Genomic DNA, 15,202 nt, shown 5'->3' on the forward strand with positions numbered 1-15,202 from the left:
ACAATTAAGAAAAGTAATCGAGACGAGGGATGTTATGGAAGTCCAGTGGTTGAGAACCTTTGTGGACGCTGCAGAAACCTTAAATTTTAGAATAAGTTCAGAACGGCTGATGATGTCGCAACCCAGCGTGACTGTTCACATTCGGTTATTAGAAGAAAATTTGGGTCTTCTGTTATTCAAACGCAGCCACAACCGGGTGTCGTTAACAGAAGAAGGCAGGTATTTTAGAGACAAAGCCGAAAAAGTATTAGAACAATTAGATGACAGTGTTGAAGAATTGCATTCCTTTGCTCAAGGGTACCGGAAGACCTGGACGCTTGCTATTTCCCCGTTGATGGCGGAAACAATTTTGCCTTATGTGCTGAAATCATTTATTCGTGAACATACGGAAGTAGAATTGGTAATTCGTGTGGAAGAATCGGAACAAATCGAAGCTTTAGTCGAATCGGAGCAAGTATCGGCTGGCATTTCTGCTTTACCGCCTACGGGTCGGAGCATTGCGCAAGTTATTGTTTACAACGATCCAATTCTGTTCGTTTTGCCGAGAGATGCTTATGATGACGAGACTGGGCCGCAAGTTTCAGTGGAAGATGCTTTGCGGAATTCCGTACTGTTTACACATCATCACCCTGTTTTTTGGGAAGAGCTATTAGGAAAGTTGCGTTTGCACGTGCCGGGAATTCGAACGATGAAAGTGACGCAAGCTCATATCGCCAAGCGCTTTATACAAGAGGGTCTCGGGGCATCCTTTTTACCAAAATCAATGGTTCGCCGGGAATTGGTGGAAGGACGTTTAATGGAAGCGCATTTTGAGTTGTTTCCATTACCCGTCGTGTCCACTTACTTTTTAACAAAACATATGGGGATACTGGAAAAAGATTTTATGCGCCGCATTCAATCGGTATACTTTACGTGAAAAGGGGAGAGGGCAATGATTATTGAGTCAGGTGGTATTCGGTTACGCTTATTGAAAAGAGATGATTTTGAAGCCTTATGGGCGCTATACACACCGGAAATTTTCGAACACATGCTCAGCCAAGTAGCGGTTTTTGAAGATTTGGTAGCGTGGCTAGAATCTGGGCTTAATCAGTCTAATGTCCTTATTTTCGCAGTGGAAAATCCACAAACAGCAGAAATCATCGGCACAACACGCATATATGCAATTGATGAAGCGAATAAAAGCTGTGAAATCGGTGCAACATTTTATGCACTGTCAGCACAGCGAACGCATGTCAACACAGCAGTTAAGCTTGCTTTACTTAGTTATTGCTTTGAAGAACGTGGCATGATTCGAGTCCAATTCAAAACAGATGCCGATAACATCCGTTCACAGAAGGCGATTGAACGCATGGGCGCAGTGAAAGAAGGCGTGCTTCGTAACGAACGCATTCGCTCAACCGGCAAGCCGAGAGATGCAGTGGTGTATTCACTAATTGACAAAGACTGGCCAACAATAAAAAAAGAGCTAACGAAAAAAGCGAATAAATATGCGTGATTTTGTCTAGTTGAGCCAAAGAGACCTTAGCGGTTACAATAAGTCTATCTTGCTAAGGGGGTATAGAATAATGAATAAATTAACTATTTCTATTATCGGAGTTCCAATGGACCACGGACAAAATCGTCGCGGTGTCGATATGGGACCAAGCGCGATCCGCTATGCGGGCGTAGTAGACCGCATTGAAGAGTTGGGCCATACGGTTACGGATGAAGGGGACATCCAAATTGGTCAAGCAGACGGAAGCGTCGATACGTCCACAAACTTACGTAACTTAAAAGCAATCACAGAAGCGACAGAAACGCTTGGCGATAAAGTATTTGAAGTAGCACAAGCTGGGAACTTCCCGCTCGTGTTAGGCGGCGATCACAGTATTGCAATCGGTACACTCGCTGGGATTTCTGAGCGTCATGAAAACTTAGGCGTTATCTGGTACGATGCACACGCTGACATGAACACAAGCGACACATCACCATCAGGCAATATCCACGGCATGCCACTTGCAGCAAGCTTTGGACACGGCCACGAGAAATTGACGAATATTCGCGGCTATTCACCAAAAGTAAAACCTGAAAACATCGTCATTATCGGGGCTCGTTCAGTTGACCCAGGTGAGCGTGAATTGATCAAAGAACACGGCATTCGCGTTTACAGCATGCACGAAATTGATAAAATGGGCATGCATGCCGTCATCGAAGATTCGATCCGTTATTTGAAAGAAGAGCGCAAAACAGATGCGGTTCATTTGTCACTCGACCTTGATGGCATCGACCCAATGTACACACCAGGCGTTGGTACTCCTGTTCCAGGCGGCATTAGCTACCGTGAAAGTCATTTAGCAATGGAAATGTTGTATGATGCAGACATTATTACTTCTGCTGAATTTGTAGAAGTGAATCCGATTCTTGACGAGAAAAACAAAACAGCGGATGTTGCAGTTGCGTTGATTGGTTCATTATTCGGCGAAAAATTATTATAAGCAAAAACAAGCGAAAGCCTGTTCAGACTGTAGACAAACTCGAGTTATTCGAATTGTCTGCAGTTTTTTTTCGAATACATCGCTCTGGTCGCTTCATCTTGTGTATACAGGATTGTGCGCTTCATGCGACGCTTTCCGCGGATGAAGCTAGTGCACGATGTAGGAGCATCTCGTTGCCTTTCGCTGGAACAACGGAAGCTGAAGTTGAGCCCGCAAAAAGCAAAGTGGCTAGACTGATTGGGTTGTGAATCGTTATTTATTTTAATTCGAATTTTTCTGCATTCTGAATAGGCGAACGCCTGTTTTTTGTTTCATCAGTTAGTAAACTTCCTTAAATGAAAAAACTTGTAAAAAATAGTTGGATTTATTTGGGTACTGTCTGCTACGATAGAATAAGAAAAATAAATGAAACTTTTTTAATCGAGATACGTATACAAAGTACAGCCGCATAGGCGGAGGGAAATGAGATCATGGATGCGTTAGTCAATAAACGAATAGCGAAAGTAATAAAAGGCGATCAGAACGCATTCGCCGAAATCGTGGAGCTTTACCAGCACCAGCTGTATCATATCTGTTACCGCATGCTTGGCAACAAGCAAGAAGCAGAAGATATTGCTCAGGAAGCTTTTATGCGTGCTTATGCAAATATCCGCACCTTTGACCAGAACCGCAAATTTTCCACCTGGTTGTACCGCATCGCTACCAATTTGTGCATCGACCGGATTCGGAAGAAAAAACCGGATTACCACTTAGATGCGGAAGTGCGCGGAGCGGAAGGCTTGAATATGTATTCAAAAATTGCCAATGACGATGAGCTTCCAGAAGAAGAGTTAATGCGGATGGAAGTTCAGGAGCGGGTGCAGTATGAAATTAGTCGCTTGCCAGACAAGTATCGTGCCGCTATTGTATTAAAGTATATTGAAGAATTGCCGCTCGCGGAAATCAGTGAAATTTTAGATTTGCCGTTGGGAACGGTGAAGACGCGTATACACAGAGGCCGAGAAGCTCTTCGCAAGCAATTGAGCAATTTGTAGGAGGCGATCACGATGAATGCGTGTCCGGAAAACATTATCCAATTAATGAACCATCACCTCGACGGCGATACAAGCCCGAGCGAGGAACAACAATTAAAAGAATACTTGGAGAGCTGTGAGGATTGCCGAGAACAATATCAGGCATTAAGTAAAACCGTTGCATTTATCCAAAGTGTTTCCCATATACAAGCGCCACCCAATTTTGTCCAAACAACAATGGAGCGCTTGCCGAAAGAAAAGCAGCGGGCTGGGGTTCAGCGTTGGTTAAGAAAACACCCAATGCTCGCAGCAGCGGCTTTGTTTTGCGTATTGATGAGCACAGCGTTGTTTACGAACTTTAACAACGAACAACAATTTTCTTTTACCAATCAACCGAACCTTGTTATAGAAGGACAGACTGTCGTTGTTCCAGAAGGACAAACAGTTGTGGGTGATATGACCATACGTAATGGAGATCTACGTGTAGAAGGCGAACTTGAAGGAAACGTGACCATTGTTAATGGCGAGTACATGGCATCGAGTGGGGTCATTACCGGTGAAATTGAGGAAATCGACCAAGCGTTTGAATGGCTATGGTATACCATTAAAAACGGCTTTAAAGACGCAGCCACTGTTTTTGACAAAAATGAAGATTAAACCCTTCCTCTCCTAAAGGATGGGTTTTTTCTATGAAGGCAAGCCCAATTCACTTATGCTATAATAAATGCATATGCAGATGTAGAAAAGCGAGGGTTGCAGATGCCTTTTTTTGAAAATTTAACCGACCAAACATCATTTAGACTTCTAGCAAACATCATCGACATTTTATTGGTGTGGTTTGTTGTTTATAAATTGATCACTGTTATCAAAGGAACAAAAGCGGTTCAATTGTTAAAAGGGATCTTTGTTATTATTATCGCGCGCCTCGTGACACAAGCACTTAACTTGGAAACGTTAGGCTGGATTATGCAACAAGTATTAGAATGGGGCTTTTTAGCCATTATTATCATTTTCCAACCGGAATTGCGTCGCGCACTTGAACAGCTCGGGCGTGGCAAATTGTTCTCTAGCAGTACATTAAACGAAGAGTCCGAACGCAACCGATTGATTGAAGCGATGTCCAAGTCCGTTAGCTATATGGCGAAACGACGCATTGGGGCATTGGTATCGATTGAACGCGAAACAGGATTGAGTGAATACATTGAGACCGGCATTCCAATGAACTCAGATTTAACATCTGAATTAATGATCAATTTATTCATTCCAAACACACCGCTGCACGACGGAGCGGTAATTGTTCAAAAAAACCGAATTGCCGCAGCGGCGTGTTATTTGCCACTGTCTGAAAGTCCGTTCATTTCAAAAGAACTCGGAACGCGTCACCGTGCCGCTCTTGGCATTAGTGAAGTGACGGATGCGATTACCATTGTCGTGTCAGAAGAAACAGGCGCCATCAGCTTAACAGCAAATGGCGATTTGCATCGTAATTTATCACTTGAAGACTTTGAAGTAAAGCTTCGTCGAATCTGGTTTGGCGCAGAACAGCAAGAAGTCACTCTTCCTTGGTGGAAGTGGAGGGGGAAAAAGAATGGATAAGATGATGGACAATCGCTGGTTTTTACGGATTACGGCGCTGTTATTAGCCTTCCTTTTATTTTTCTCGGTACAGGCAGACGATAATTCCGCGGTGACAACAGATACTAGCCGTGTGTCGGAAGTGATTGAAGAAGTAGAACTTGAGGTCTACCATGACAATAGTTTGATGGTTAGCGGTGTCCCAAAAACCGCTGATTTGCATTTGAGCGGCCCTGTGAGTGTCGTACAAACGGCACGCCAATTAGAAGACTTCACCTTATTTGTGGATTTGCGTAATTTGCCGATGGGCGAGCACCAAGTCCCGATTCAAACTGAAAATCTTTCTGAACAATTAACGGTTCGAGTCGATCCGGCGTTTGTTAATGTCGTCATTGAAGAGCGGGTGTCGCAAGAATTCCGTGTAGATCCAGAAATCAATGAGCGGATGTTAGCGGATGGTTATATTTTGGATAACGTATCAGTCGATCCAGAAACGGTCATTGTAACGGGTCCTAAAAGCATGATAGACGCTATCAGCTTTGTCAAAGCTACGGTTTCTGGTGAGCAAGGTGTCAAGGAATCCTTTAACACCGCCGCCCGCGTTCGGGTGCTAGCAGAAGATTTGACAAAGCTGGAAAGTGCAGAAATCGAACCGGCAGAAGTGGAAGTTGCGGTTGAAGTTGTTGAATACAGCAAAACCGTGCCGGTAAGAATTGAACCGATTGGCAAAGCCGGTACCGGCATTACCATTAAAAATTGGACGACAACGACGGAAGAAATCCAAATTTTCGGCCCCAAAAGTGTCGTAGATGAAATTACCGAATACGTCGTTGAAGCAGACGCTGCACTGGTCACGGCTAAAGATAGTACCTTAGAGGTAGAACTGGACATTCCTGCGGGAGCTTCTGCGGTGTCACCAGGACAAGTAACGGTAGAAGCCGAAACGGTAATTGACGATTCTGCAAAACGACCGACAGATCAAAAAGATTCAGAAGTGGTCGATAATACAGAGTCATAAATGCTTTAGACATGAAAGAAGCATCAGATAAACTAAATTGAAGCAATTGACTGAAGGAGCGAGTATGGTAATGGGAAAATATTTTGGAACAGATGGAGTACGTGGAGTTGCAAACAGTGAGTTAACACCTGAATTGGCGTTTAAATTAGGTCGCATTGGCGGATACATTTTGACAAAAAGTGCGAAAGACAAGCCGAAAGTGCTAATCGGTCGTGATACACGAATTTCAGGCGAAATGCTAGAAGGTGCTTTAGCAGCAGGACTACTTTCTGTAGGTGCAGAAGTGATGCGTCTTGGCGTTATTAGTACACCCGGTGTCTCTTATTTAACACGCGTCATGAGTGCAGAGGCGGGCGTTATGATTTCTGCTTCACACAATCCAGTAGAAGACAACGGCATCAAATTCTTTGGTTCAGACGGGTTTAAACTGTCTGATGCACAAGAAGCGGAAATTGAAGCATTATTAGATAGCGCTGAAGATCTATTGCCACGTCCAACGGGTGGCGATCTTGGTAGCATTACCGATTATTTCGAAGGCGGACAGAAATACCTTCAATACTTAAAACAAACGGTTGATGAAGAATTCGAAGGCATTCTGGTAGCACTTGACTGTGCACACGGTGCCACGTCTACACTGGCAACGCATGTCTTTGCTGACTTAGATGCTGACATTACGTCAATGGGTGCGTCACCAAATGGCTTGAACATTAACGCAGGTGTAGGTTCTACACATCCTGAGAAATTAGCAGAACTGGTACTTGCTAAAGGCGCAGACATTGGTTTGGCATTTGACGGAGATGGCGATCGTTTAATCGCAGTCGATGAAAAAGGGCAAATTGTAGATGGCGATCAAATTATGTATATTTGTGCGAAGCACTTGCATTCAGAAGGCCGTCTGAAAAAAGATACGGTCGTATCGACTGTTATGAGCAATATGGGCTTTTACAAAGCATTAGAAAGCCACGGCATGAAGAGCAACAAAACCGCTGTTGGTGACCGTTATGTAGTCGAAGAAATGAAGAAAAATGATTACAACTTAGGCGGCGAACAATCGGGTCATATTATTTTCCTTGATTACAATACGACAGGCGATGGCTTGTTAACAGGTCTTCAACTAGTAAATATTATGAAAATTACCGGCAAGAAATTGTCTGAACTGGCGTCTGATATGACGATTTTCCCTCAAAAACTTGTGAATATTCGTGTAACGGATAAACACGCAGTAACAGACAACGCGAAAGTTGCAGACGTCATTTCTGAAGTCGAAAAAGAAATGAATGGCAACGGCCGTGTGCTTGTCCGTCCATCGGGCACAGAGCCACTTGTCCGCATTATGGTAGAAGCCGCTTCATCAGAAGACTGTGAAAGCTACGTAGAACGTATCGCAGAAGTGGTACGTTGCGAAATGGGCTTAAACTAATCGGATCAACCAGTCCCAGTCCGTAAGCATCTTGCTTACGGACTTTTGTTTGTTTAGAAAGTTTTGGATAACCGTAGTTGGAGAAGCTTTTTTGTCAGATTGGTTCTATGATCGAGTTTTGGGGTAAATGAGTGGAAAGAGAGAAACGAAGAAAGCATAATAGACGGACGCTTTCTTATCTGTAGTCAAGCACTTTTCTATGTTTCAAAGGAATGAGCATAAGGGTGGCTGCTTTCCGTTCCAGCGCTCTCTTTCTGCGGGCACGGCCTCAGCCGCTTCACTCACTTTGTTCGCTCCAGGGTCTTCGCCACGCGCTGGTCCTGCAGGAGTCGAGCACTTGCACTTCAAGCAGTTGCTGAGATTCCCGACAGAAAAAATAGGCGCATCATAGCCGTTTGTATGTTCGCTTCTAACGGATTTAATCGAGTGTCAGGATCGTTGAACGGTGTGAAGCGAGTCGGTTTCCTGGTTCGGATTCTGAGACCCCCGCAGGAAAGCGGAGCTAGTTTGCGCAATAGCTTGTAGCTGGAGAACTATAAGCGTTTAAAAAAGCGATAAGCCTACCAATTGTTTGATTTACATCAAAAATATAACGTGATGAAAATGTATTTTTACAGATAAATCAACCAGTATACGGAAAAAAATGATGAAATAGACCTAAATAACTATTTGCTTTAATTGACGGGATTGTGTGGACACTGTATGATAGTAGAGTTGGTTTACGACCGCAGAAAAAGGAGGATCGAAGTAGCTGCGAGGAAAACAATTATAGCGCCTGTACTGAAGAAATGGACGGACAAGTCATCTTCAGTAGACGAGGAGAAGGAGTATCGAGATTTCGGCGGATCCCTTCCGGCCATGAAGCCTGGTCGTTATGTCTATTCTTAAAACAGTCGAGTGATCGATTGGACAACAAGATGGATGGGCTCAAAACAAAGGTGTTTGCGTAAGAGCAAACGCTTATTTGACTTAGACAAATGGAGGAATTACATTATGTGTGGAATAGTAGGATATATTGGTGAAAATGATTCAAAGGAAATTTTATTGAAAGGCTTAGAGCGTTTAGAATACCGCGGTTATGATTCAGCTGGAATTGCGGTTCGTAACGGCAGTGGCGTCAAAGTGTTTAAAGAAAAAGGACGTATTGCTGATTTACGTGGCGTTGTAGACGAAGAGGTTATGGGTTCTACAGGAATCGGTCATACACGCTGGGCGACACACGGCAAGCCAACACGTGCCAACGCGCACCCGCACCAAAATACATCGGACCGTTTTACACTTGTGCATAACGGTGTGATTGAAAACTATCATCATATTCAGCGCGATTATTTGGCTGGTGTGGAAATGGAGTCGGATACGGATACCGAGATCATCGTTCAATTGATCGGGAAATTCGTTGAAGAAGGCCAGTCTACACAAGATGCTTTCAGCAAAGCACTAACTTTACTGAAAGGTTCGTATGCCATTGCGTTATTAGACGCAGAAGAAGAACAAACAATTTTTGTAGCGAAAAACAAGAGCCCGCTACTTGTCGGTCTGGGTGAAGATTTTAACGTTATCGCATCAGACGCTATGGCGATGCTGCAATTAACAGATCAGTTTGTGGAATTAATGGACAAAGAAATCGTCATCGTTCGTAAGGACAGCGTCGATATTTTAACGTTGGATGGCCAATCGGTAAGCCGTATGCCATTTACTGCTGAAATCGACATGAGCGATATTGAAAAAGGCACATACCCACATTATATGTTGAAAGAAATTGACGAGCAGCCAGCGGTTGTCCGCAAGATCGTTCAAGCATACCAAAACGAACACGATAAATTGACTATCCAACCAGAAATTCTAGAAGCGATGCAAGCAGCTGACCGCATCCACATTATCGCGGCGGGTACGAGCTACCACGCAGGATTGATCGGCAAAGAGTATATTGAAAAATTAGCGGGTATCCCAGTTGAAGTGCATGTTTCAAGCGAATTTGGCTACAATATGCCATTGCTATCGGAAAAACCATTGTTTATCTTTATTTCGCAATCAGGTGAAACAGCGGATAGCCGTCAAGTATTGGTGAAGATCAAAGAAATGGGTCATGCATCGTTAACCATTACAAACGTTGCAGGATCTACGTTGTCACGTGAGTCTGACCATACCTTATTATTGTTTGCAGGTCCTGAAATTGCGGTTGCGTCAACAAAAGCGTATACAGCACAACTCGCAGTCTTGTCGATTTTAGCTGCTGTAACGGCAGAAGCACGCGGCATTGATATCGGTTTTGATTTGGTTCAAGAGCTAGGAATTGTTGCCAATGCGATTCAAGCACAAGTCGATTCAAAAGAAGAAATGGAACAAATTGCGACAGAATTCTTGTCGACAACTCGCAATTGCTTCTTTATTGGACGCGTGATGGATTATTTCGTGGGACTTGAAGGTTCATTGAAATTAAAAGAAATTTCGTATATCCAAGCAGAAGGTTTTGCTGGCGGGGAACTAAAGCACGGAACAATTGCCTTGATCGAAGAAGGCACACCGGTTATCGCACTGGCGACGCAAGAAGCGGTAAACTTAAACATCCGTGGAAACGTGAAAGAAGTAGCGGCACGCGGGGCACACACGTGCATCATTTCGATGGAAGGCTTGCAAGAAGAAGGCGATAGCCTGGTCTTGCCAAAAGTAAACGAATTGCTGTCACCGCTAGTATCGGTTATCCCAATGCAGCTGATCAGCTATTACGCAGCGCTTCACCGCGATTGTGACGTTGATAAGCCGCGTAACTTGGCGAAGTCGGTAACGGTTGAGTAAAGAGTGTTAAATAACGTAACTATCGATTAGTGATCTGTGGTCGAGTATAGTTATAGCTTCTAAAAATCCCCCTACGGATGGAAATCCGTAGGGGGATTTTTAGTTGATGAGCCTGGTTGAACTTTAAAAAACACTCCTTCAAAAATTCTACACACGGTAGTGGTTAAATTTCTATCCGCTCCCTGCCCAATGGTATAATCAAAGCAATATAAGAAAAAGGTGTGAAATAGATGTCTTCTTTTAAAGAATTTTCCAAATACATAAGTGAAAACGCTGAACTATTGTCAGCAGAAGTAGTCGATTCAGTGATGCAAGAAGCGAGCTTGGATATTCCGGATTGGGAAAGAGAACGAGCAACTGCAATGTACATTGAATTGCTTGGTTTTTTTGGTTACTCTCTTCTTGAAGGTCAACAAGTTGAAGTGCCAGAAGCTTTAATCGAATGGAGCAAAAAAAATGCTGAAATTCAAGTTTCTTCAGGAGGGCAAATTTCAGCAATTGTTATTCGTTATCCGGTAACGCGTGAAGTGTTTTCAGAGATTTTTACACGTCTCAGTTTGCAATTCGACTTGTCTGTTGTCGAGAGCATGAAAGCGATCAAAGCGATCAATGCTATGTTAGATGTTAGTTTAAATGAGACCTTTTATGCATTTGAACGACTTACTGAAAGGCACCAAGCAGAGACGCGCGTTGAGCTAATCAGTTTATCAGCACCGATTGTACCGGTTTTAGAAGACGTCGTCGTGTTGCCGTTAATTGGGGTAATGGATAGTTACCGAATCGCTCATATTATGAACAACGTCATTCCACGAATTGCCGAGATGGATGTCAATCACGTCATTACGGACTTTTCAGGTGTTTTAACAATCGATGACCACATTGCGCAGTCTCTCCAACAAATTGGAGGAACACTTCGATTGATGGGAATTCATGTGATTATTGCGGGATTGCGGCCTGACTTGGTTCAAGCCATCGTTCGCAGCGGCATTGACATGCTAGATGCGGAGACCTATGCAACTGTAAAGCAAGCATTAGAAAGCGTGAAATAACTGAAACAACAATAAAGCCACGTCCCGCAATTTATTGCGGAACGTGGCTTTATTTGATTGGCTCGCTCATTAAGTATGCATCAACTGTGAGAAGGCGATTGCGTATTGTGTGCCGGTCCGTAAAGTCGTTCAATTTCTGTAGGAGGGAGCGGACGATTAAAGTAGTACCCTTGCGCTTGGTTGCAGTCTTTTTGTTTCAAGAATTGAAATTGTTCAGCTGTTTCAACACCTTCCGCAATGACGTTTAACTGAAGGTCATTAGCCATACGGATGATAGTAGCGACAAGTGCTGCGTCTTTTAAATCGGTAATAATATTCCGAATAAAATATTGATCGATTTTCAGCGTATCAATCGGGAATAGCTTTAAATAACGAAGCGACGAATAACCGGTGCCAAAGTCATCAATCGACAAATAAACGCCCATGGTTTTGAGTTCGTTCATCGTCGCAATAGCTGTAGAAGAGCTTTGAATAATGCTTTCAGTCAGTTCGAGTTCCAAATAACGAGGTTCAAGTCCCGAATCTATTAATGCCGCATGGACCGTTTCCGTCAAATTGGATTGCGAAAACTGGTGAGAAGAAATGTTGACGGCTACGCGAAACTTCGGCAATCCTGCTCGTTGCCAAGCTTTGTTTTGCAGACAAGCTTGACGCAAGACGTATTCACCGAGTTGGACGATGCTTCCAGTATCTTCAGCAATCGGAATAAACTCAGCGGGTGAGATTGCGCCCCATTCCGGGTGATTCCAGCGAACTAAAGCTTCCAAGCCAACTAGTTGTTCGGTTTTCAAATCGATTTGTGGCTGGTAATGAATAAAGAATTCATCATGCTCCAAGCCTTTTCTCAAATCAATGGCCAATTTAGACTTTCTCAAAATGGATTGATTGATTTCTTTTGTGAAAAACTGAAAATTGTTTTTGCCTCGTGCTTTTGCTTGATACAGCGCAATATCTGCATTTTTTACTAACGTATCTAAATCGGTTCCATCAGTAGGGTACATACTGATGCCGATAGAAGGCGTAACAAACAATTCTTCCGGCTGGAAATGAAAAGGCTTTTTAAAGAGCTCTAACATCATGTGCGCGTGATTGGCCGCTTGGGTCTTATCTGTATTCTGCAATAACATAATGAACTCATCTCCGCTCAACCGGGAAATGGTGTCATGTTCATATGCGATGCTTTGAAAACGCACAGCCACTTCCATCAACAATTGATCTCCTACAGAATGGCCATACGTGTCATTCACCATTTTGAAATGATCCAAATCGATGTACAGAAGAGCAAAAGGCTGTTTATTGTCAACGTCATTAAGTAGTGAAACCAAGTGGTCATTAAACAGTCGCCGATTGGGTAAACCGGTTAAGGAATCTTTGTAGACAAGGCTGTGAATTTTTTCTTCTGCCTCTCTTCGCTTGGTGATGTCGCGAATGATGCTTCCGAAAAAGACAACTTTATCGCTTTTCCATGTGCTGAGAGACATTTCAATCGGAAACGCGCTGCCGTCTTTGCGCTCACCCACCAATTCAATGCGCTGACCAATCACATGCGGAACAGCGGTATCCAGGTAACGTTGTAAACCTTTTCGGTGAGCTTCTACAAAGGACCCCGGGATAATGATTTCCAGATTGGAGCCGAGTGCCTCTTCTTTGCTGTAACCGAAAATGGATTCGGCACCTGAATTCCATTGCATAATGATGCCCGTTTGATCAGCTACGATGATGGCATCTGTCGTCGATTCGAAAATGGATTCAAATTTCTTTTCTGATTCAGCAGAGCTGGCTTTTAGTTTGAAATCCTGACGATGTCGCAAATAGACAAACAGTGAGATCAGTAAAAAAATAAAAAAAATGGATAGCATCAGGACTAAAAAATAAGAGGGCAGTGAAAAAATATCCATGGAGTAAGCAAAGTCTCCTTTATAAAAAAATTTACTAAGGCTAGTAGTTGTGAAAAGTTTGTTTACACATCATAGCATAAAAATATACATTAATTGCTAAAAAAAATATGCTTTCAAACTGGCTATGAAAGGATTTTGGTTTCTGCGAGTGGGGACTTTGTCCATTTGTGCGAGTTGAATCGATGGGATAAGTGGATTATGGAAAAATCAGTGAGTGTGCAACTGTTATGTTACAATAGGAAGGAACGTGATTCTTTCCGCTGCAGCAACACTCGTGAGCGGAGAAAATTCGTTTTTTTGTCTTTTATGAGTGATGTACAAGCTTCGATGCCCTTCTTCTTTTGCAAATGAACGGAAATAGACAAGCTACTATCTTTTCCAAAAGACAGTAAAACTGAATACGAAAGGAATGATCAAATGAGATCTGAGATTACCACAGATCACCAATTGATTGGCAAGAAAAAAAGCTATGGAGATGAATCCACAGGCGATTATACGTTTGACCGTGTTCCGCGTGAAGAACGTAAGATGGGCTGGTTGAGTATCACCAATATTACGTTCGGCATCGCAACCGCTATTTTTTACTTCCAAATGGGAAGTGTCATGGCCTTGCAATTTGGAGCGGCCAATGCCATCATTTCCGCCACCTACGCGATACTCGTCGCAGGCATCCTCGGAACCATCATCGTTTACCTATCGGCCAAATCAGGCATGAACGTCAATTTATTATCCCGCGGAGGGTTCGGTTACATCGGGGCCTCGTTAACTTCCTTAATCTACGCATCGAACTTTATCATGTATTGTGCGTTTGAAGGCATGATTTTGGTCACTGCTGTCCATGCTTATTTCCCCGCCATCCCCACATGGCTCCTGATCGTTGTATTTGGCACAGTTGTCATTCCGTTAAATTGGTTTGGCATTAACCAATTGGATAAATTGCAGAAATGGTCATTGCCGTTATTTGCCGTATTTTTGATTGCGGCAATTGTCGTTGCTTTCAATACGACATCACAATATGACGGCAGCTTTTGGACATACATGCCAGAAGGTGTCCAAATCGGTGGAACGGCGTTGCTGTTGTGCATCGGGATGCAACACGGCATTATGGGATTAACGGCGTTGATCGCCTCTGATTACGCGCGTTTTTTAAAGCCACAAGATTTGAAAATCGGTTCGGTTGCCATTGGGTTTATTCCACAGATTTTCTGTTTTGGCGTTATGGGAGGTCTCGGTATTTGGTTTGGCGTAACGCTCGGCGAATCTAATCCCGGCATTTACATTGTGGTGTTGCTTGGGCTTGGCGGTGTGCTGTTTACGATGCTGACGCAAATCCGCATCAACATTACCAACATCTACAGCAGCTCACTATCCTTGTCGAGCTTTTTTGAAAATATGTTTGGCTTTACACCCGGGCGCCGTTTTTGGGTAGTGGTCTCCGGTGTCACAGCGATGATGCTCATGCTGGGTGGAATCGTTGACTATTTAGATACGGCAATGACGTTCCAAGGTGTGGCGCTGATGAGCTGGGCGTCGATTTTAGTGACGGATGCATTGGTCGTCAAAAAATGGCTGAACATCGGTCCGGGCTATTACGAATCGAGGCAGAAAAATCTATACAAATGGAATCCAGTCGGCGTCGTGTCGTTGCTCGTGCCGACTGCCATCGGAACAATCGCAGCACTCGGCTACATGGGAACTTTCCTGCAAAGCACAGCCGCATTTTTCGCATTGGTTTTAGCCTCGATTTTGACAGTGGTTCTAGCCGTAGCTACAAAAGGCCGTTATTATGTGAAAAAAGAAACAAGGGATATTCCGAAAGAAGATTGGATTGCCGAATCAAAAATCTGAAGCTTAGTAGAAGCAATAAGTAAGCGTCTATTTCCACTTAGAAGGAAGTACAAGAGCTCAAGCAAAAAGGCTCGAGCTTAACGTCCGAGAAGGTGCGGCAGTTGGTGGAAA

12 protein-coding genes are annotated in these 15,202 nt (G+C 43.5%); 11 read left to right on the forward strand and 1 reads right to left on the reverse strand.

Features of this window, described 5'->3' with window-relative positions; all coding sequences use genetic code 11:
• Positions 1-34 precede the first annotated feature (34 nt).
• The 10 genes from AJGP001_RS00915 (at position 35) to AJGP001_RS00960 (ending at position 11,345) form a co-directional block, all read left to right on the forward strand.
• Positions 35-916: a LysR family transcriptional regulator gene (locus AJGP001_RS00915; RefSeq protein ID WP_071154071.1), complete on the forward strand. Its 882-nt coding sequence runs from the start codon at positions 35-37 to the stop codon at positions 914-916.
• 15 nt (positions 917-931) lie between these two features.
• Positions 932-1,495 (forward strand): GNAT family N-acetyltransferase, encoded by a 564-nt coding sequence (locus AJGP001_RS00920; RefSeq protein WP_078080033.1) that lies wholly within the window; start codon positions 932-934, stop codon positions 1,493-1,495.
• Positions 1,496-1,565: 70 nt separating this feature from the next.
• Positions 1,566-2,474 carry an arginase gene (rocF, locus tag AJGP001_RS00925; RefSeq protein WP_071154072.1) on the forward strand — a complete coding sequence of 303 codons (909 nt, stop codon included), beginning with the start codon at positions 1,566-1,568 and terminating at the stop codon, positions 2,472-2,474.
• 470 nt (positions 2,475-2,944) lie between these two features.
• Positions 2,945-3,508 (forward strand): RNA polymerase sigma factor SigW, encoded by a 564-nt coding sequence (gene sigW, locus AJGP001_RS00930; RefSeq protein ID WP_058386699.1) that lies wholly within the window; start codon positions 2,945-2,947, stop codon positions 3,506-3,508.
• A gap of 12 nt (positions 3,509-3,520) precedes the next feature.
• A complete protein-coding gene (locus tag AJGP001_RS00935; protein WP_078080035.1) occupies positions 3,521-4,144 on the forward strand; it encodes an anti-sigma factor in 624 nt (207 codons plus the stop codon).
• A 102-nt stretch (positions 4,145-4,246) separates the two neighbouring features.
• Positions 4,247-5,083 (forward strand): diadenylate cyclase CdaA, encoded by an 837-nt coding sequence (gene cdaA, locus AJGP001_RS00940; protein WP_058386697.1) that lies wholly within the window; start codon positions 4,247-4,249, stop codon positions 5,081-5,083.
• Positions 5,076-6,080: a CdaR family protein gene (locus AJGP001_RS00945; protein ID WP_071154073.1), complete on the forward strand. Its 1,005-nt coding sequence runs from the start codon at positions 5,076-5,078 to the stop codon at positions 6,078-6,080. The genes cdaA and AJGP001_RS00945 overlap by 8 nt, the downstream gene beginning before the upstream one ends.
• Positions 6,081-6,150: 70 nt before the next feature.
• Complete coding sequence (gene glmM, locus AJGP001_RS00950; RefSeq protein ID WP_058386695.1) at positions 6,151-7,500, forward strand: phosphoglucosamine mutase; 1,350 nt, start codon at positions 6,151-6,153, stop codon at positions 7,498-7,500.
• A 993-nt stretch (positions 7,501-8,493) separates the two neighbouring features.
• On the forward strand, positions 8,494-10,296 hold the full coding sequence (glmS, locus tag AJGP001_RS00955; protein WP_058386694.1) for a glutamine--fructose-6-phosphate transaminase (isomerizing): 1,803 nt from the start codon (positions 8,494-8,496) through the stop codon (positions 10,294-10,296).
• A gap of 230 nt (positions 10,297-10,526) precedes the next feature.
• Positions 10,527-11,345 carry an STAS domain-containing protein gene (locus AJGP001_RS00960; protein WP_078080037.1) on the forward strand — a complete coding sequence of 273 codons (819 nt, stop codon included), beginning with the start codon at positions 10,527-10,529 and terminating at the stop codon, positions 11,343-11,345.
• Between the two features lie 80 nt (positions 11,346-11,425).
• Here AJGP001_RS00960 and AJGP001_RS00965 read toward each other — a convergent pair whose 3' ends face one another.
• Positions 11,426-13,243, reverse strand: a complete 1,818-nt coding sequence (locus tag AJGP001_RS00965; RefSeq protein ID WP_071154074.1) for a putative bifunctional diguanylate cyclase/phosphodiesterase — start codon at positions 13,241-13,243, stop codon at positions 11,426-11,428.
• Positions 13,244-13,660: 417 nt separating this feature from the next.
• On the opposite strand from AJGP001_RS00965, the gene AJGP001_RS00970 reads away from it, so the two are divergent.
• A complete protein-coding gene (locus AJGP001_RS00970) occupies positions 13,661-15,091 on the forward strand; it encodes a purine-cytosine permease family protein (protein ID WP_078080039.1) in 1,431 nt (476 codons plus the stop codon).
• The last annotated feature ends 111 nt before the right edge of the window (positions 15,092-15,202 follow it).

Source organism: Planococcus faecalis, assembly GCF_002009235.1.
GTDB lineage: Bacteria > Bacillota > Bacilli > Bacillales_A > Planococcaceae > Planococcus > Planococcus kocurii.